The 18966-nt window shown below is 50.8% G+C and carries 15 protein-coding genes and 2 pseudogenes; 14 read left to right on the top strand and 3 right to left on the bottom strand.

Features of this window, described 5'->3' with window-relative positions; all coding sequences use genetic code 11:
• The first annotated feature begins 170 nt into the window (after nucleotides 1-170).
• The 3 genes from metG (at nucleotide 171) to LK536_RS46775 (ending at nucleotide 4198) form a co-directional block, all read left to right on the top strand.
• Nucleotides 171-2195 carry a methionine--tRNA ligase gene (gene metG, locus LK536_RS46785; RefSeq protein ID WP_025485149.1) on the top strand — a complete coding sequence of 675 codons (2025 nt, stop codon included), beginning with the start codon at nucleotides 171-173 and terminating at the stop codon, nucleotides 2193-2195.
• Between the two features lie 238 nt (nucleotides 2196-2433).
• Complete coding sequence (locus LK536_RS46780) at nucleotides 2434-3222, top strand: TraX family protein (RefSeq protein WP_025485152.1); 789 nt, start codon at nucleotides 2434-2436, stop codon at nucleotides 3220-3222.
• Between the two features lie 208 nt (nucleotides 3223-3430).
• A complete protein-coding gene (locus LK536_RS46775) occupies nucleotides 3431-4198 on the top strand; it encodes a TatD family hydrolase (protein WP_227795672.1) in 768 nt (255 codons plus the stop codon).
• Between the two features lie 98 nt (nucleotides 4199-4296).
• Here the strand turns inward: LK536_RS46775 and LK536_RS46770 are convergent, their stop codons facing one another.
• On the bottom strand, nucleotides 4297-4938 hold the full coding sequence (locus LK536_RS46770; RefSeq protein ID WP_025485155.1) for a DUF5067 domain-containing protein: 642 nt from the start codon (nucleotides 4936-4938) through the stop codon (nucleotides 4297-4299).
• Between the two features lie 376 nt (nucleotides 4939-5314).
• Between LK536_RS46770 and rsmA the strand changes: the two genes are divergently transcribed.
• From rsmA to LK536_RS46750, 4 genes are all read left to right on the top strand, one after another.
• Nucleotides 5315-6184, top strand: a complete 870-nt coding sequence (rsmA, locus tag LK536_RS46765; protein WP_227795673.1) for a 16S rRNA (adenine(1518)-N(6)/adenine(1519)-N(6))-dimethyltransferase RsmA — start codon at nucleotides 5315-5317, stop codon at nucleotides 6182-6184.
• Nucleotides 6185-6246: 62 nt separating this feature from the next.
• Nucleotides 6247-8028: an oleate hydratase gene (locus LK536_RS46760; protein ID WP_040380425.1), complete on the top strand. Its 1782-nt coding sequence runs from the start codon at nucleotides 6247-6249 to the stop codon at nucleotides 8026-8028.
• A 181-nt stretch (nucleotides 8029-8209) separates the two neighbouring features.
• Entirely contained in the window at nucleotides 8210-8608 is a 399-nt protein-coding gene (locus LK536_RS46755) for a zinc ribbon domain-containing protein (RefSeq protein ID WP_008720445.1), read from the top strand.
• 43 nt (nucleotides 8609-8651) lie between these two features.
• Nucleotides 8652-9668, top strand: coding sequence for a LacI family DNA-binding transcriptional regulator (locus LK536_RS46750; RefSeq protein WP_227795674.1), 1017 nt, complete (start codon nucleotides 8652-8654; stop codon nucleotides 9666-9668).
• A gap of 579 nt (nucleotides 9669-10247) precedes the next feature.
• On the opposite strand, the gene LK536_RS46745 is transcribed toward LK536_RS46750, so the two are convergent.
• Nucleotides 10248-11030: an HNH endonuclease gene (locus tag LK536_RS46745; RefSeq protein WP_506092176.1), complete on the bottom strand. Its 783-nt coding sequence runs from the start codon at nucleotides 11028-11030 to the stop codon at nucleotides 10248-10250.
• Between the two features lie 193 nt (nucleotides 11031-11223).
• Here LK536_RS46745 and LK536_RS46740 point away from each other — a divergent pair.
• Nucleotides 11224-11304 (top strand): annotated as a pseudogene (locus tag LK536_RS46740) (DUF6783 domain-containing protein); the annotation flags it as partial.
• Here the strand turns inward: LK536_RS46740 and LK536_RS46735 are convergent.
• Nucleotides 11302-11346 (bottom strand): annotated as a pseudogene (locus LK536_RS46735) (DUF6783 domain-containing protein); the annotation flags it as partial. The pseudogenes LK536_RS46740 and LK536_RS46735 sit on opposite strands and share 3 nt — an antisense overlap.
• Nucleotides 11347-11880: 534 nt before the next feature.
• On the opposite strand from LK536_RS46735, the gene LK536_RS46730 reads away from it, so the two are divergent.
• From LK536_RS46730 to LK536_RS46705, 6 genes are all read left to right on the top strand, one after another.
• Nucleotides 11881-12894 (top strand): LacI family DNA-binding transcriptional regulator, encoded by a 1014-nt coding sequence (locus LK536_RS46730; RefSeq protein WP_227795676.1) that lies wholly within the window; start codon nucleotides 11881-11883, stop codon nucleotides 12892-12894.
• Between the two features lie 125 nt (nucleotides 12895-13019).
• Nucleotides 13020-14420: an L-fucose/L-arabinose isomerase family protein gene (locus LK536_RS46725; RefSeq protein ID WP_227795677.1), complete on the top strand. Its 1401-nt coding sequence runs from the start codon at nucleotides 13020-13022 to the stop codon at nucleotides 14418-14420.
• Between the two features lie 61 nt (nucleotides 14421-14481).
• Nucleotides 14482-15315: a transketolase gene (locus LK536_RS46720; protein WP_227795678.1), complete on the top strand. Its 834-nt coding sequence runs from the start codon at nucleotides 14482-14484 to the stop codon at nucleotides 15313-15315.
• Complete coding sequence (locus tag LK536_RS46715; RefSeq protein ID WP_120058406.1) at nucleotides 15308-16246, top strand: transketolase family protein; 939 nt, start codon at nucleotides 15308-15310, stop codon at nucleotides 16244-16246. Before LK536_RS46720 ends, LK536_RS46715 begins: the two co-directional genes overlap by 8 nt.
• A 9-nt stretch (nucleotides 16247-16255) precedes the next feature.
• On the top strand, nucleotides 16256-17800 hold the full coding sequence (locus tag LK536_RS46710; RefSeq protein WP_331472131.1) for an FGGY-family carbohydrate kinase: 1545 nt from the start codon (nucleotides 16256-16258) through the stop codon (nucleotides 17798-17800).
• A gap of 68 nt (nucleotides 17801-17868) precedes the next feature.
• Nucleotides 17869-18951 carry a D-ribose ABC transporter substrate-binding protein gene (locus LK536_RS46705; protein ID WP_025485166.1) on the top strand — a complete coding sequence of 361 codons (1083 nt, stop codon included), beginning with the start codon at nucleotides 17869-17871 and terminating at the stop codon, nucleotides 18949-18951.
• The last annotated feature ends 15 nt before the right edge of the window (nucleotides 18952-18966 follow it).

Here is an 18966-nt window from a genome sequence, read left to right as displayed (position 1 = left end):
TGCGTTTAGTTGGCCTGTGGCACTCGGACCATTATATAGTATATGTGGGGAAATATCAACTTATGTGTCAAAGAATGCCTGTATTAAAGGGAAAAACGGGGCTCACGTCTTGACGGATAAGTGGGAAAAGCTTATACTTAAAACTATTACAGAAAAAGAGGGAAATGATTATGTGTCAGGATTGTAAAAAACCATATTATATTACCACAGCCATTGCCTATGCCTCCGGGAAGCCCCACATCGGCAATACCTATGAGATTGTTCTGGCTGACAGCATTGCCAGATATAAAAGGGAACAGGGATATGACGTATTCTTCCAGACCGGCACAGACGAGCATGGTCAGAAGATTGAGGAGAAGGCTCAGGCCGCAGGAGTGACCCCGAAGGAATTCGTGGACAAGGCTGCTGCTGAAATCAGGAGGATTTGGGACCTGATGAACACTTCTTATGATAAATTCATCCGTACCACGGATGCGGACCATGAGGCCCAGGTGCAGAAGATTTTCAAGAAGCTTTATGACCAGGGGGACATCTATAAGGGCTACTACGAGGGCCTTTACTGTACCCCGTGCGAGTCCTTTTTCACGGAGTCGCAGCTGGTGGACGGCAAGTGCCCTGACTGCGGGCGTGAGGTGAAGCCGGCCAAGGAGGAAGCTTATTTTTTCCGTATGAGCAAGTATGCCCCCAGACTGATTGAACATATTAACCAGCATCCTGAGTTCATCCAGCCGGTTTCCAGGAAGAACGAGATGATGAATAACTTCCTGCTTCCGGGCCTTCAGGACCTGTGCGTGTCCAGGACCACCTTCAGCTGGGGAATCCCGGTTGACTTTGATCCAAAGCATGTGACCTATGTATGGCTGGATGCGCTTACCAACTATATCACGGGTATCGGTTATGACTGCGACGGCAGCAGCACGGATCAGTTTAAGAAGTACTGGCCTGCCGACCTGCATCTGATCGGTAAGGATATCATCCGTTTCCATACCATCTACTGGCCTATCTTCCTGATGGCGCTGGATGTGCCCCTTCCAAAGCAGGTGTTCGGACATCCGTGGCTGCTTCAGGGCGATGGCAAAATGAGCAAATCCAAGGGCAATGTGCTTTACGCAGATACCCTGGTGGACTTCTTTGGCGTTGACGCGGTTCGCTATTTTGTGCTTCATGAGATGCCGTTTGACAATGACGGGGTGATTTCCTGGGAGCTGATGGTGGAGCGTATGAACTCTGACCTGGCCAACATCCTGGGTAACCTTGTGAACCGCACCATTTCCATGAGCAACAAGTATTTTGACGGTGTAATCGCTGATAAGGGCGCTGCCGGAGAGGTTGATGAAGACCTTAAGAAGGTGGTCCTGGAGGAAGTTAAGAAGGCGGACGCCAAGATGGAACAGCTGCGGGTGGCAGATGCCATGACAGAAATCTTCAACATTTTCAGAAGATGTAACAAGTATATTGACGAGACAACGCCGTGGACCCTTGCCAAGGATGAGGCCCAGAAGGACAGACTGTCCACAGTGCTTTACAACCTGACGGAATCCATTACCATCGGCGCATCCCTTCTGTATTCCTTCATGCCTGAGACAGCCGGGAAGATCCTGGCCCAGCTTAACACGGTTAAGCGGGAACTGTCTCAGATGGATGCCTTCGGACTGTATCCGTCCGGCAACAAGGTGACGGACAAGCCGGAGATCCTCTTTGCCCGTATGGATATGAAGGAGGTGCTGGAAAAGGTGGAAGCCATGCATGCTGCCCAGGCAGCGGACGGCGCCGGAGCAAAGGGCGCGGATGCCGGGACAGAGGGCGCGGGCGCCGGGGCAGACGGCAGCAGCGCAGCCGGGGAGGATGTCATTGACATTGAGGCCAAGCCGGAGATAACCTATGATGATTTTGCAAAGCTTCAGTTCCAGGTAGGGGAAATCATTCAGTGCGAGGCGGTTCCAAAGTCCAAGAAACTGCTTTGCTCCCAGGTAAGGATCGGAAGCCAGACACGCCAGATCCTGAGCGGTATCAAAGCTTTCTATTCACCGGAAGAGATGGTGGGCAAGAAGGTCATGGTAGTGACCAACCTAAAGCCTGCAAAGCTGGCAGGCATGCTGTCAGAGGGAATGATCCTGTGCGCCGAGGATGCAGAGGGCAACCTGGCGCTGATGAAGCCGGAGAAGGATATGCCGGCCGGAGCTGAAATCTGTTAAATAGAATATGGACAACTGTGGGAGCGGGACATTTTAAATGTCCTGCTCTTTTTGCTTTTTGAAACGGATTTGAAGCGGAATCGGGATAAAATAGGTAATAAATGGGAGAATAGCTGCATTTTCGGTGGAAAAAAAGACCAAAAGTGGGAGAAACTTGCATTTTTTCCCATTTTGCAGTATGATAGAAAGACACGAAAGACCAGGGGCATGATAAACACAGGATTGATGAGGAACAGGAATGGACACAGGAACTGGCAGCTACAGGCTGTACACAAGCAGATCATATGGAAACCGGCGCCGCGGACTTACGGGCAACCAGCTGAAGGTCCTGGGCATAGTGGCTATTTTGATTGATAATGTGGGGGCAGTGCTTATACAGGGAGGCATACTCCACGCCGCTGACCGGACCCTGTACCAGGCCGTGATTGCAACCCGGTCCGGGCATATATGGATGATTGCAGGGCAGGCCTGCCGTTATATGGGCCGGCTGGCATTTCCGATTTTTGCGTTCCTGGTGGCGGAGGAGTTTGTCCGCACCAGGGAGCGGGGAAGATATGCGCTCCGCATGCTGCTTTGTGCCGTGATTTCAGAGGTGCCCTTTGATCTGGCTGTATACCACAAGGTGTTTTATCCTTATTACCAGAACATGCTGTTTACGTTGTTTATCGGAATCATGGTCATCATGGTCATGGAATATACAAGGAACCTGGGGATTCAGCTGGCGGCCCTTGCGGCCGGATGCGCGCTGTCCTGGGTGTGCCAGGCGGACTATAATGTAATCGGGGTGCTTTTGATTACTGCCATGTACTGGTTCCGCCATAATGATATTGCCCAGCTGGCAGTGGGGGTCGTGCTGTGCGCCCTGGAGAGCGTCAGCTATTATTGTGTTTCCGCACTGGCATTTGTGCCGGTTGTGCTGTATAATGGCAGACGTGGGGCGTTTCAGTTAAAGTACCTGTTCTATGTGTTTTATCCGGTACACCTGCTGGTGTTATATGGGATTGGACGGTATGTGCTGAAGGCTTAGGATAAGGCTAGTACTGCATTGCGTAAATAACTGTGGATAGAGTATCTGATATCTGCGTCAGGTGTGCGTCTGCAAAGCGACGGCGTAGTGGGCGCTACGGCTAGCTTTGCAGGCGTGCACATGGCGTAGATAGCGGGTGCTATATTCACAGGAATTTACGCAATACAGTACTAGGTACAGGACAGAGGATTAAAGGAGCTTGGGATATATGATTTTTGACACACATGCCCATTATGATGATGAGGCATTTGAAGAGGACCGGGAGGCGCTTTTGGGGAGCCTTAAGGCCGGCGGTATCGGAGCGGTGATGAATGTGGCTGCCAGCCTGGAAAGCTGCAGGACCACCTTGCTGCTGGCCGGACATTATGACTGGATGTACGCTGCCCTGGGAGTCCATCCCAGCGAGACGGCAGGACTTGACGAGGCAGGCCTTAAGTGGATGGAGTTCCAGTGTTCCCATGAAAAGGTCAGGGCCGTGGGTGAGATTGGACTGGATTATTACTGGGAGGAGCCGGAACACTCCATACAGAAACATTGGTTCGTGCGCCAGCTGGACCTGGCAAGAAGGGTGAAGCTTCCTGTAATCATCCACAGCAGGGACGCTGCCAAGGATACACTGGATATCATGAAAGCGGAGAAAGCCGGTGACATGGGCGGTGTGATCCACTGCTTTTCCTATGGAAGGGAGATTGCAAGGGAGTACCTGGATATGGGGTTCTTCCTGGGGATTGGAGGCGTGTCCACCTTTAACAATGCTAAAAAGCTTAAGGAAGTGGTGGAGTATGCGCCCCTTGAGTCCCTGGTGCTTGAGACTGACTGTCCGTACCTGGCGCCAGTGCCCAACCGGGGCAAGCGCAATTCATCCCTGAACCTGCCCTATGTGGTGGATGCGGTCAGTGCGCTTAAGGGCGTGGACAGGGAGACTGTGATCCGGGTGACATGGGAGAATGCATTGAGGCTGTATGGGCTGAGCTAGGTATATCATGTTCATGGAGAAGTGCCCCTGCGATTCCTGAATGGGAGGGCAGGGGCACTGTTTACTATTTTAATCAAAGACTAATTCAAATCTGCAGCCTATCTTAAACTTAAGGTGACGGTATCGACCCGTGGATTACTCCAATTCCACATTTCCTTTATCTGTATCGTAATATCACTCATATCTGAAATCCTGTAAGCTTGAGCAACATTGATTGTTGTACCGTTTGTGACCTTCTTTGTGTAGTTGTCAAAGGCGTCTTCCCTTTCATCGTAAGACAAGAATGCGGAATCACATTCAATGCCGTTTTGGAATACCGTGATATAATAATCTGCTAAATATGCGCCAGTAGGCTCTGCATCCTTATTGGTGTAATCATAGTAAAGCGCAACGCAGGGATACCCATCGTAATCAAAGGAAAACACTTTATGACCGGTGTACTTTATGGAACAGGTAGCGATTGAAAAGTCGAATTTGGGGGCCTCCTGACCGGCAATCCATGCGCCGTCTGCTCCCACATAATAACCATCCGGCGTTGTGGTGTTGGCGAGCATTATGCCACCGGCATCCAGATAGTAGCTTTTACCACCATCTTCAATCCACCCGGTTGCAAAGCTGCCATCATCATTCTGATACTTCCATTGCCCATTATCCTGGGCCTGCCAGGTTCCGGCCAGGGCAGTGCTGCTCAGCAGCATGGACATTGCAAATGTGGCGATGAATAATTTTGTCTTTCTCATAAGTAAACCCTCCTTAATTTTGGCTATGCCATTGTATTAAAAGGCCATAGGCTGTCTAATCATAAATCATTTCCGTAAAGTAGCCGGCAAAATCCATGGCCTTACCACCCTTCCCCATGGGGCGGCTCTGCTTATGGAAATATTTTACCGCTAAAGATAAGAAAAGTCAAACCATGGCAGGTGCAGACAAAGCTCAGGGCAAGGCGGACAAGTTGACATAAAAATCACCACAGTATATCACGAAAACAATTCCCCCGCCATGCAATTAAGGAATAAGGAGCATATCCAGGATGACACAGTACCCGCGTTTTGTATTGACTTTTAACCCTCAATAGGATACCATAATTTTAAAAGATAAAAAGTAGGTAAATTCCATATGGAAAATAAATTGGGCAACCCAAAAAATACCATTGAAATCATACAGAAATATCAATTTGCATTCCAGAAGAAATTCGGTCAGAATTTTCTCATAGACACCCACGTACTGGACAAGATCATAAGCGCCGCGGGAATCACAAAAGAGGACTGTGTGCTGGAAATCGGGCCTGGGATTGGGACCATGACCCAGTACCTGGCGGAACACGCGGGCCGCGTGGTGGCGGTGGAGATTGACACCAACCTCCTGCCTATCCTGGACGAGACTTTGAAGGGATACGACAACGTAACCGTAATCAACAACGACATACTGAAGCTGGATATCAATAAACTGGTGGATGAGTATAATGGAGGAAGGCCCATCAAGGTGGTGGCCAACCTGCCTTATTATATCACCACCCCTATCATCATGGGGCTGTTTGAGGGTGACGTGCCCATTGACAACGTAACGGTCATGGTGCAGAAGGAGGTGGCGGACCGGATGCAGGTGGGGCCGGGGTCCAAGGACTATGGGGCATTGTCCCTGGCCGTGCAGTATTATGCCGAGCCATACATTGTTGCCAATGTGCCGCCTAACTGTTTTATCCCCCGTCCTAATGTGGGTTCGGCCGTCATCCGCCTCACAAGATACAAGGAACCGCCTGTTAAGGTGGAGGACCCGAAGCTGATGTTTAAGCTGGTAAGGGCTTCCTTTAACCAGCGGAGGAAGACGCTGCAGAACGGCCTTAACAATTCGCCGGACATACCATACACCAAGGAGCAGATTGTAGAAGCCATAGAGAGCCTTCAGGTATCGCCGTCCGTCCGGGGTGAGGCGCTGACGCTGGAACAGTTTGCCAGGCTGTCCAATTATTTTACAGAAAATGCATAAAACAGGAATATTATTCTTGGATATCTGAGAATCTATATATAAGCAGAAAGGAAGGGATAGCAATGAACAAGAACATGAAGAAAGCCCTTGCAGCAGCGGCTGTGGGAGCGGCAGCGGGTGTGGCGGTTAAGAAGATGCGCGACAGCAGGAAGGAACAGGAAGACGCAAGGATATCCGCCATCGAGGAAGCGGTGATGAATAACCGTGAATACGGTGACAGGAAGGCGTACCTGGTTGGCGGAGGACTGGCCTCCATGGCAGCTGCCGCATATCTTGTAAGGGACTGCAAGTTCCCCGGCAAGCAGATTACCATCTATGAAGGAATGCATATCCTGGGCGGAAGCAATGACGGCATCGGTACGCCGGAAAAGGGATTCGTGTGCCGCGGCGGCCGTATGCTCAACGAAGAGACATATGAGAACTTCTGGGAGCTGTTTGGCTCCATCCCGTCCCTGCGCCAGCCCGGACGCAGCGTGACAGAGGAAATCCTGGACTTTGACCATGCCCATCCTACCTGCGCAAAAGCCAGGCTGGTGGACAAGGATGGCAATATCCTGGATGTGAAGTCCATGGGCTTTAACCAGGCAGACCGCATGGCGCTGCTGAAGCTTCTCATGACAGATGAGAAGAAGCTGGACAACCTGACCATCCAGGACTGGTTCAAGGAAACGCCCCATATGTTTGAGACAAACTTCTGGTATATGTGGCAGACCACATTTGCCTTCCAGAAGTGGAGCAGCCTTTATGAATTCCGCCGTTATATGAACCGCATGATATTTGAGTTCAGCCGGATTGAGACACTGGAAGGCGTGACCAGGACCCCGCTGAACCAGTATGACAGTGTCATCCGTCCCCTGGAGTCCTATCTGAGGAAGGCCGGGGTCAGCTTCATGGAGAACTGTGAGGTTACGGACATTGATTTTGAGGACGGACATGGGATTACGGCCAGGACCCTTTACCTGAAGCGCAGGGTAGAGGACACGGACGACACAGGCGAGAATGGGGAAGCTGTGAAGGATTCCTATGTATTTGAAACCGTCCAGTTAGAGAAGAATGATATCTGTATCATGACCAATGCATGTATGACCGACAGCGCTACCCTGGGTGATTTCCATACACCGGCGCCGGTTCCCGTGCAGAAGCCGATCAGCGGGGAGCTGTGGGCCAAGGTTGCGGCCAAGAAGCCGGGACTGGGTAATCCGGAACCCTTCTTTACAAAGCCCCAGGAGACGAACTGGCTCAGCTTTACCGTAACCTGCAGGGGCGACGATATCTTAAAGACCATTGAGAATTTTACCGGCAATGTCCCGGGCAGCGGCGCCTTGATGACGTTCAAGGATTCCAGCTGGCTCATGAGCAGCGTGGTTGCTGCTCAGCCTCACTTTGTGAACCAGCCCATGGATACCACCATTTTCTGGGGATATGGACTGTATACGGACGCAGTGGGCGACTATGTGAAGAAGCCCATGAAGGAATGCACGGGTCAGGAGCTTCTGAATGAATACCTGCACCACCTGCATATCCCGGAGGACCGGATTGCAGAGCTGATGAAGACCGTTATTAACGTGATTCCATGCTACATGCCTTACGTGGATGCCCAGTTCGAGCCGCGCAAATACAGCGACAGGCCCCAGGTAATCCCGGCCGGCTCCACCAACTTCGCCATGGTCAGCCAGTTTGTGGAGATACCGGATGACATGGTATTTACGGAGGAGTATTCCGTGCGTGCGGCAAGGCTGGCAGTGTACGGGCTTCTGGATGTGAAGAAGACCATATGCCCGGTCACACCGTACAACAGGCAGCCTAAGATCCTGTTAAAGGCCCTTAAGAAGGCGTATTTATAATTTAATAGATGGATTGCCGGCCTCTCATGGCGCCTGTGGGCAGTGGAGGACCGGTAATGACACAGCGGACAGGGCCGGGTAAAAACAAGGCTCTGTCCTGTTTCAGGCGTTTACGGGCAGATTGGGACCGGATGCGCCGGAAACTTGCCTGAAGACTGCGTTGAGGGGAGAATGGACAGCAATGATATTCATAGGAGGAATCAGCCAGGGACAGAAAATCCTTAATTATGTAAAGACGGTCATCTGCGACAGGTGCGGGGCGTACGGCCGGTACCAGGTCATGATGACCTATATGTATTTCAGCTTTTTCTTCATACCGCTGTTTAAGTGGAATAAGAAGTTTTATGTGAAAATGTCCTGCTGCGAAGCCGTCTATGAACTGAATCCGGAAAAGGGCAAGGCCCTGGCCCGGGGACAGCAGGTGGACATCACCCAGTCGGACCTGACCCTGGTTCAGGAAGGGAACAGGAGAAGCACCTATGAAAACGGAGCCTACAAGGTATGGAAGAAATGCGTGCGCTGCGGGTATGAGACAGAGGAGGATTTTGAGTACTGTCCAAAGTGCGGCGGCAGGCTGTAGGGGTTCCGGGCAGCATAGAATGAATGTGTGAGAGGAAACAGGTATGAAAGCCAGTATCAGATACATAAGTGAATTGACGGGGTTCTCACCAGCCACGGTGTCCAATGCCCTGAACCATAAAAAGGGCGTCAATGCCAAGACAGCGGCAGAGGTATTCAGGGTGGCAAAGGAAGTGGGATATATTAACGAGAATTCCATTTCCAAAATTAAATTGGTGACCTTTAAGAAAAATGGTTCCATCATTGACGACACCCCCTTTTTCCCTACCCTGATCAGCGGTTTTGAGCAGGAGTGCCGCCAATGCGGTTATGAGATGGTGCTGTGCAACCTGGACGAGAGGGATTCTGATTATGAACACCAGGTAAAGAACCTGGTTCAGGACAGCGAGTCTGCCTCGGTCATCCTGGGCACTGAGATGATGGGAGGGGAACTGAATCCGTTCCGCTATGCCAGAAGCCCTGTGGTCATCCTGGATTACTGGCAGGACAGCATGGATTTCAGCGGTGTCCTGATTAATAACTTTGACTCGGCCAAAAAGGCGGTGGAGTATCTGATTGAACAGGGACACCGGGAAATCGGCTATATCAGGGGGGCTTACCGCATCAATGGATTCAAGGTAAGGGGACAGGGGTACCAGTCCGCCATGCGCAAGTATAAGCTGGAGGTAAGGAATCATTACATCATCACCTTGTCCACCACGCTAAACGGGGCGTATCAGGACATGCTTGCCTATCTGGATAAGAAGCCAGGGCTTCCAACCGCGTTTTTTGCGGACAATGACATGATTGCCCTGGGGGCCATGAAAGCCATGCAAGAACGGGGGTATAAGATTCCGGATGACGTGTCCATCATCGGGTTTGATGACCTGCCCTTCAGCGAGATTTCCTATCCGCCCCTGACCACGCTCAGGGTGCCAAATAAGGAGATGGGGCGGCTGGCTGTCAGAAGGCTGATAGATATGATTCAGAATCCGGGAGAGGTGGTTGTGACCAAGACGGAGGTATGTACGAAATTCATTGAGCGGCAGACCGTGAAGAGGCTGGCCCAGACCGTGATATGATTCAATGATATGTGATTGCCCGTGCAGCCAACCTAGCCGTCATAAGGCGGTAAAGGTTTCCGCAGCAATCCCCGAAAGCGGTTAATGGCAGGTTACAGGTACGGTGCAGGAAGGGGCTTTCAACCGGAACATCCGGTCCTGAAATCCCCTGACAGAATGGGACTTTGCGGAGTCCGCCGTTTTGTATGACAGCCCCGGCGTGAGACTGGACCCGTCTCATACCGGGGCTATTCTCATGCCTATCATGTTCTTTTCGGGTTAAGGCTAAAAATAACTTGATGTATCCTGCTATCCTTGCAAAGTTGAGCATTATTTTAGCACCATAAACAAGGCAAAAATGATAAGCACAGGGCGGTGTTATCACACCAACAAAGACAATTAGAAGGCCTTTGTCATACGCCGTGATGTTATGCATTTATACCTTTTCACTCAAAAATGTTCTTTAACTGCGTAACAAGCATAAGAAATGGGCACCCCTTTCCGTAAAAACCACTCGTTTCCGACTGCGGCAGAAAGAGGGATTTTTGCTTGTTGGGAATACCCCAAACCCACACCAAAGAGGAAATTTATGTTCTCTTGCTATTTAAGAAATATATGCTTTCTATGAAATTCTATGTATTTTGCACTTTTTTCAGGAAGTGTAATTTTCATATCGTCTCTCAAGTTTAAAGAAATTCTATCATTGTAACTTAATTTATGCGAAATCATTATATTTCCATTGTCATTAAAAGTTATCAATCCAATATCAAAAACTTTATCATGATTTGGACATAGTAGAAGTCCATTATATCCGTCTACTTTTTCTTTTGGATTGCATTGACTCCATGGTTTAATATGGCTTGCAATAAGCACGCTGCTCTCTGATACACCACACAAACAACACCTTTTATGTTTCTGTAATAGCCTTTCTCTATAGACACTTTGGTTAACTCTTGCCTTTATGATAGTCTCTTTTTCTTTTCCTTCGAGTAAACTTTCTGAAATAATATTATCTACCGATTCAACCCAATCCTCTTGCTCTTGATTCAAAAATGTTTCTAACTCGTTTACCCTTCTTGGTCCCTGAATTCTTCCTCTCATACCATTCGCTGTCAAAACATCAACATGAAACCGTGATGGTTCATATTCTTCTATCAGTTCAAGTTCCATATAATTCCCGTAGTTTTGATATGTTTCACCGTCTAAAACAAACTCAGAATCGTCAATTTCAGTATTACTAAAATTTGCTCTATTAACTTTACATTTATACAAAATAGACGATACTGGTTTACCGACATAAATAAACACCTCGTCCTCAACTGATATGGAATGGTTTGATTGTTTCCATTCAATACATCTTAACTTTTTAAATGCGCCTATCACATCATATAAACTTATATTACAAGGAATAATCCATTGTACCATAATACCCCCCATGAACTTCTTGTTTGTCGCTTCGTATGTTTATATTATAGCGCCCATATATGGATTTCTCTATCATTTCTCCACATTTGTACGAAATAGCAGAGCCGGCTGCCCTTGCCGACGGTCGGGATGAACGGGCTTCGCCTGCCGTCTGCACGTCCCGCTTCGCGGTATATTTGGCCCCGATTCAGTCAGCGTAGCCCGCTACGCCTCCATCATCGGGACCAAATCTCCCACAAAGTGGGACGCACAGCCGACGGAAAGCAATTTTCAAACACGCTCTAGCATATTATGGTTTTTCTTATATCTGTCCATATCGTTTTATGCTGCTATAAGAAATCCAGGCACCATTTGGGCACCAAAGTGGCAAAAATCATTGTTGTTATAAGTATGCTAATGGAAGAAGATGTCAGCATTTATAAAGGATTTCGAAGGTTAATATGTTTCAATGGCAGAGATTAAAATACCATTTTTTATTGTGCCTGTTTTTTATTGTATCAGGAATCCTTTATCATGTACCCATAAAGAGGAGGAATGAAAAAGCAACGCATACCGGATAAAGTGTTAAGAAATAAATTATTCATATAAAATTTTACATATACGTTTATATGAACGTTTACATGAAATACAGACAAGGTGGCAAAAATACGATTAGAATATAGTCATATTGCATAAAAAACAACCAATTAAATCATCTAAAACATACAAAGAAACATGGAATCTTGTAAAAAATATTGCAAAATCATTTAAAATGTTTATAATAATGTTTATACGATTGGACAGGCAAAAAACAAAGGGACTTGAATATATGAAAACAACAATCAGGCGGATCAGCGAGGCAACAGGTTTTTCAGCGGCAACCATATCCAATGCCCTGAACAGGAAAAAGGGGGTAAACCCCAGGACGGCAGAGGAAATCTTTAAGACAGCCAGCGAGATGGGATATCTGCCGGTGGTCCAGCAGAGGAAGATTCATTTTGTCATGTACCGTACCAATGGCCTGATTACGGACGACACCCCCTTCTTTACCATGATGATGGATGGGTTCCAGAGCGAATGCCGCCGCAGGGGGTATGACATGGTCATCAATTATCTGGACAGGAGGGCGGCTGATTTTAAGGACCAGCTTGATATCCTCCTGGAGGACAGGGACTCCCTGGTGGCCCTGATGGGAGCCGAGCTTATGGATGAGGACCTGCATTATTTTTCCAGGGCCAGATGCAGGATGGTGACGCTGGATTACTGGAGCGAGGACCTGCCGTACAGCGGGATCATCACCAATAATACGGAGTCAGCCAGGACTGCTGTGAATTATCTGGTTGAAAAGGGACACAGGCGCCTGGGACATCTGAAAGGGGATTTTGAGATTAAGGCATTCAGGCTCAGGGAAGCGGGATACAGGGCGGCCCTGGCGGAACAGGGGATTCCCTATGACCCCGGATATACGGTGACATTAAGCACCACCATGGACGGCGCATACCGGGACATGCTGGCATATCTGAAGAAGGGACCGCGGCTTCCGGACGCCTACTTTGCGGATAACGACATGATTGCCCTTGGATGCATGAAAGCCCTTCAGGAATGCAGTATAAGGATTCCGGAGGACGTATCGTTAATCGGATTTGACGACCTGCCTTTCTGCGATATCGTATCGCCCAGGCTCACAAGCCTGAGGGTTCCCAAGCAGGAATTGGGCCAGATGGCGGTCAGGAGGCTTTTGGATATTGTGGAAGAGGGGATGGATACCAAAACCCAGACACTGGTCAGCACCCGGTTTGTGGAGCGGGACAGCGTTAGGGATGTAAATAGGCCGGGGATGTAAATAGGCCGGGGATGTAAATAGGCCGGAGATATAAATGGGCTGGAGATATAAATAAATCGGACAACATGCAGTTTGGCGCTGCAATGCGCAGCAGCTGATATATAAAACCAATGGAGGAGAAAAAGATGGATAAGATTAAACTTGGATTTGCACCAACCAGAAGAAGCATTTTCAGTGCGCCGGATGCAATTAAGTACAGAGGGCTTACGGCTGACCGGCTGACGGAGCTGGGGATTGATTATGTGGATATCACGGATATAAATGAAGAGGGCCTTCTCTACAATGACGAGGACATGAAGAAGATTGCGGAGAAGTTCAAACAGGAGAAAATCGACGGGCTGTTCCTGCCCCACTGCAACTTCGGCACGGAGTATGAATGTGCAAGGCTTGCCAAGGAACTGGGGGTCCCGGTGCTTTTATGGGGGCCTTTGGATGAAAGACCGGACGAAAACGGGGTCCGTTTAAGGGATACGCAGTGCGGGCTGTTCGCCACAGGCAAGGTGCTCAGGCGGTTCCGGGTCTCATTTACATATATGACCAACTGCAGGTTGGATGACCCGGTATTCGAACGGGGGGTAAGGGATTTCATGGCGGTGTGCAATGTGGTGAAGAAGTTCCGTAACATGCGCATCCTTCAGATTTCCACCCGTCCCTTTGACTTCTGGACCACCATGTGCAACGAAGGGGAGCTTCTTGAGAAGTTCAACATCCAGCTGTCACCCATTCCCATGCCGGAGCTGACCGATGCGGTGAAGGCCGCCAAGGAGGAAGGCAGGGAGGTCGCGGACGTGATCCAGTACTGCCGGGAACACATGGACATCAGGATAAAGGACGATGAGCTGGAAAATGTGGCGGCCCTCAAGGTTGCCATGAAGGGGCTTGTGGAAAAGTACGGCTGCCAGGCAGCTGCCATCCAGTGCTGGAACCAGCTGCAGTGTGAGCTTGGCATCATGCCGTGTGCTGCCAATGCGCTGATGAACGAGGAGGGAATCCCGGTTGTCTGTGAGACGGATATCCACGGCGCCATCACCGCCCTTATGGTGGAGGCAGCAGGCATGGGTGAGACAAGAGGGTTCTTCGCGGACTGGACCATCCGCCATCCTGATATTGAAAACGGCGAACTGCTCCAGCACTGTGGCCCATGGCCCATCTCGGTTGCAAAGGAGAGGCCGTCCATCACCTATCCGCTGGCATTTGACCATCCGGGCAGCATTACGGCGGAGGCAAAACACGGCAACGTGACCCTGTGCCGCTTTGACGGGGATAATGGCGAGTACTCGCTGCTCCTTGGCAATGCAAAGGGAGTGGACGGACCAAAGGGAATGGGAACCTATCTGTGGGTTGAGGTGGAGAATATCAAACGCCTGGAAGAGAAGATAGTGACCGGACCCTATATCCACCACTGTGTGGGAATCCATAAGGACGTGGTCCCTGTGTTATATGAGGCATGCAAATATATCGGTATCAAACCTGACCTGTATGACCCCATTGAGGAAGACGTGAAAGCATACCTGAGAGGGGAATGATCCGGCCGGGAGCGTTTTTATAGATAGGACCGTGCCAAGTGTCTGTAATGAGGAGGAAATTATGAACGATTTGAAAGTCAAGACATTTGAACTGCGCCGCAATGTGCTGGACATGATCATGAAAGCCAGGACAGGACATATCGGCGGGGATTTCAGTGTGATGGATATACTGGTAAACCTGTATTTTAAACAGATGGATATAGGGCCTGACAATATGGATGACCCGGACCGGGACATGTTTGTGCTGAGCAAGGGGCATTCAGTGGAAAGCTACTATGCGGTGCTGGCCGCAAAGGGATTTTTCCCAACAGAAAAGGTGATTGATGAGTTTTCCACCTTCGGTTCCAAATTCATCGGACATCCCAACAATAAGCTTCCTGGAATTGAAATGAATTCCGGCTCCCTTGGACATGGGCTTCCGGTGAGCATCGGCATGGCCCTGGCCTGCAGGATGGACGGCAGGAAGAACCGCATGTATGTGGTCATGGGGGACGGAGAGCTGGCGGAAGGTTCGGTCTGGGAAGGCTTCATGGCGGGAGGTCATTATAAACTGGATAACCTGTGTGCGGTCATTGACAGGAACCGGCTCCAGATATCGGGCAGCACCGAGGCTGTGATGCACCATGAGAATCTTGAGGACAGGATTAAAAGCTTTGGCTGGCATGTGATACAGGTAAACGGCAACGATATGGACGAACTTGACAGGGCCTTTGAGGAGGCCAGGAATACAAAGGGCTGTCCCACCGCGGTCATTGCCAATACAGTAAAAGGCTTTGGCGGAGGCGCCACCATGGAGGACAAGGCCCCGTGGCATCACAAGGTCCCCACCGGGGAAGAGTATGAAGCCATCGCAGCGGAGCTTAACAGGAGAAGGGAGGAAGCGCTTCATGAATAAGATCGCAAACCGTCAGGTCATCTGTGAGGTACTTATGGAACACGCAAAAGAGGACAGGGATGTGGTTGTGTTATGCAGCGACTCCAGGGGATCCGCGTCCCTGGCTCCATTTGCATCCGCCTTTCCTGAACAGTTCGTGGAGGTCGGGATTGCGGAGCAGAACCTGGTAAGCATTTCCGCAGGCATGGCCAAATGCGGCAAGAAACCGTATGCGGCCTCACCGGCCAGCTTCATTTCCACCAGAAGCTTTGAACAGGCCAAGGTGGATGTGGCCTACTCCAATACCAATGTGAAATTAATCGGGATCAGCGGCGGGGTCAGCTACGGCGCCCTGGGCATGAGCCACCATTCCGCACAGGACATCGCTGCATTTGCATCGGTTCCCAATATGAGGGTGTATCTGCCCAGCGACCGGTTCCAGACAAGATGCCTCATGGAGGCGCTGTTAAAGGATGAAAAGCCGGCTTACATCCGGGTGGGACGTAACCCGGTAGAAGATGTGTATGAGGAGGGAAATGTTCCCTTTGCCATGGATAAGGCAACCATGATTACCCAGGGAAGTGACGTGGCAATCATTGCCTGCGGCGAGATGGTAAAGCCTGCCAGGGATGCGGCAGGGATACTGAAGGAAAAGGGAATCAGCGCCTCCGTGGTGGATATGTACTGTGTGAAGCCCTTGGATGAGGAAACGGTGATCCGGGCCGCGTCCGGGGCCAAGGCAGTCATCACTGTGGAGGAGCACGCGCCATACGGAGGCCTGGGTTCCATGGTAAGCCAGGTGGTTGCAAGGGAATGCCCAAGGAAAGTGATTAACATGTCCCTTCCGGACGCGCCGGTCATTACCGGGACATCCGGGGAAGTGTTTGCTTATTATGGACTGAATGCAGAAGGGATTGCAGGGATGGCTGAAAAAGCCCTGGGACGAGGATAGGAGGCCGGAATGGCCGGAGATGTGCCAGAATGGCTGAAGGCGTCCCGGCACGTATGGACGGAAAGGATTTGGGATATCAGGATGGACTACATATTGGGGATAGACCAGAGCACCCAGGGAACCAAGGCATTGCTGTTTGACAATGAGGGGGAATTGATCTGCAGGACGGACATTTCCCACCGCCAGATAGTGAATGAGAAGGGCTGGGTGGAGCATGACGGGGAAGAGATATACAGGAATACGGTACAGGCGGTAAAGGACCTGGTGGAAAAGGCCGGGATTGACAGATCACGGATTGTGGGCCTGGGCATCAGCAACCAGAGGGAAACCGCCATTGCCTGGAACCGGGAGACAGGAAAGCCGGTATATAACGCGGTGGTATGGCAGTGCGCCAGAGGCGCGTACATCACCGACCGGCTGGAACAGGAAGGCATGGCCGAGATGATACGGCTCCGAACAGGGCTTAAGCTTTCGCCCTACTTCTCAGCCGCCAAGCTGGGCTGGGTGATGGAGCATGTGGCGGACGCCGCCCCGCTGGCGGCAGAGGGAAAGCTGTGCTGCGGCACCATGGACAGCTGGCTGGTATGGAACCTGACCCGGGGGAAGGAATTCAGGACGGATTATTCCAATGCCTCCAGGACACAGCTTTTTAACATTGGAACACTTGTATGGGACGGGGAGGTATGCGCCCTGTTCGGTATCCCGGCAAAAAGCCTGCCACAGGTCACTGGCTCGGATGGATGTTATGGGTATACGGATTTTGACGGATTCCTTCAAACGCCCATCCCCATCCATGGGGTGCTGGGGGACAGCCACGGCGCGCTGTTCGGCCAGGGGTGCCTGGAAAAGGGAATGATTAAGACCACCTACGGCACCGGATCCTCCGTGATGATGAATATCGGCGAAAAGCCGGTGCTCAGTGAAAAGGTGGTGACCTCCCTTGCATGGCATATGGATGGAAAGGCTACCTACGTGCTGGAGGGCAACATCAATTACACGGGGGCGGTCATTACCTGGCTGAAGGACAGCCTTAAGCTGATTGAGTCCCCGGGTGAAACGGAGGCGCTGGCAGGGGAAGCCAACCCGGATGACACCACCTATCTGATACCTGCGTTTACAGGACTGGGAGCCCCTTACTGGGACAGCAGGGCAGTGGGGATGTACTATGGAATGACAAGGCTGACCGGGAAGGCAGAGCTTGTGAAGGCGGGTCTGGAGAGCATTGCATACCAGATTACCGATGTGGTCCTTGCCATGGAAGAGGAATCCGGCATACCCATCGGGGAACTGAGGGTGGACGGCGGACCTACAAGGAACCGGTACCTGATGCAGTTCCAGAGCGATATGACAGGGATTCCTGTCAGCGTGCCTCCGGCAGAAGAACTGTCCGGCATCGGGGCGGCTTATGCTGCCGGGATTGCCATGGGGATATATGACAGGGACCGGCTGTTTGCCAGGATGGGAAGAAGGACCTTCAGGCCGGACATGGACCCAGGGACCAGGGACATGAAGTACAGGGGCTGGAAGCATGCGGTATCAAAGGTGCTGGAATAAACAGGGATTTACCGGGGAACCCGGTTATCTATACAAAACTATATAATTCATTTAAGGAGGAAACAAAAATGAAAAAAAGAATGATGAGTATGTTATTATGTACGGCCATGGCAGCCGGTCTGCTGATGGGATGCGGCTCCAAGCCGGCAGAGACAACAGCGGCAGCAACCGAGGCAGCCACTACGGCGGCAACCGAGGCAGCGGCAACCGAGGCAGCCACAGAGGCAGCGGCAGCGGCGGCAACCGAAGCAGTTGCGGCAGCAGCAGAGGCGCTTCCGGGCGGCGGTTCCAATATCATGTATATCATTACGCCATCCCACTCCAACCCATTCTTTAAGACTGAGGCTGACCAGGCTGAGAAGAAGGCGGTTGAACTGGGCTATGAGGTTAAGAAGGTTTCCCATGACGACGACGCTACCAAGCAGTCAGAGCTTTTTGACAATGCCATCGCAGACAAGGCAGCAGCCATTATCTGTGACAACGCAGGCGCCGACGCAACCGTTGCAGCCGTACAGAAGGCAAGGGATGCAGGAATCCCCACATTCTTAATTGACCGTGAGATCAACGCGGAGGGCGTTGCCATTTCCCAGATTGTTGCCAATAACTATCAGGGCGCCAAGGCCATTGCGGAAGTATTCGTTGAGGCCATGGGTGAGGAAGGCAAGTACGCAGAGCTTTTAGGCAAGGAAAGTGATACCAATGCAGGCGTGCGCTCCAGCGCGTTCCATGAGGTGATTGACCAGTACGAGGACCTGGAGATGGTTGCACAGCAGACCGCTAACTGGGAGCAGACCGAGGCTTATGAAAAGGTTGAGACCATCCTACAGTCCAATCCTGACATCAAGGGTATTGTATGCGGCAACGACACCATGGCAGTGGGCGCAGCAGCGGCCATCAAGGCAGCAGGCTTAAAGGATATCTGCATCATCGGCGTGGACGGATCTGACGAGGCGGCAGCTGAGATTAAGTCCGGCTACATGACAGGCACCGCGCTTCAGCAGTGCGCACTGATTGCAGAGATGGCGGTTGAGCAGGCTGACAAGTACTTAAAGGAAGGCACCACGGGACTGGAAGAGAAACAGCTGGTTGACTGTGTAGCCATTACTTCTGAGAATGTTGACAGGTTAAGCGCGTTCGTATACAGCGAATAAGATGACCCGGTTGCA

This window comes from Clostridium pacaense (genome assembly GCF_020709765.2).
In the GTDB taxonomy this organism is placed as follows: domain Bacteria; phylum Bacillota; class Clostridia; order Lachnospirales; family Lachnospiraceae; genus Enterocloster; species Enterocloster hominis.
Note: the sequence above shows the minus strand (reverse complement) of the source record. Positions and strands in the feature narration are given on the sequence as shown.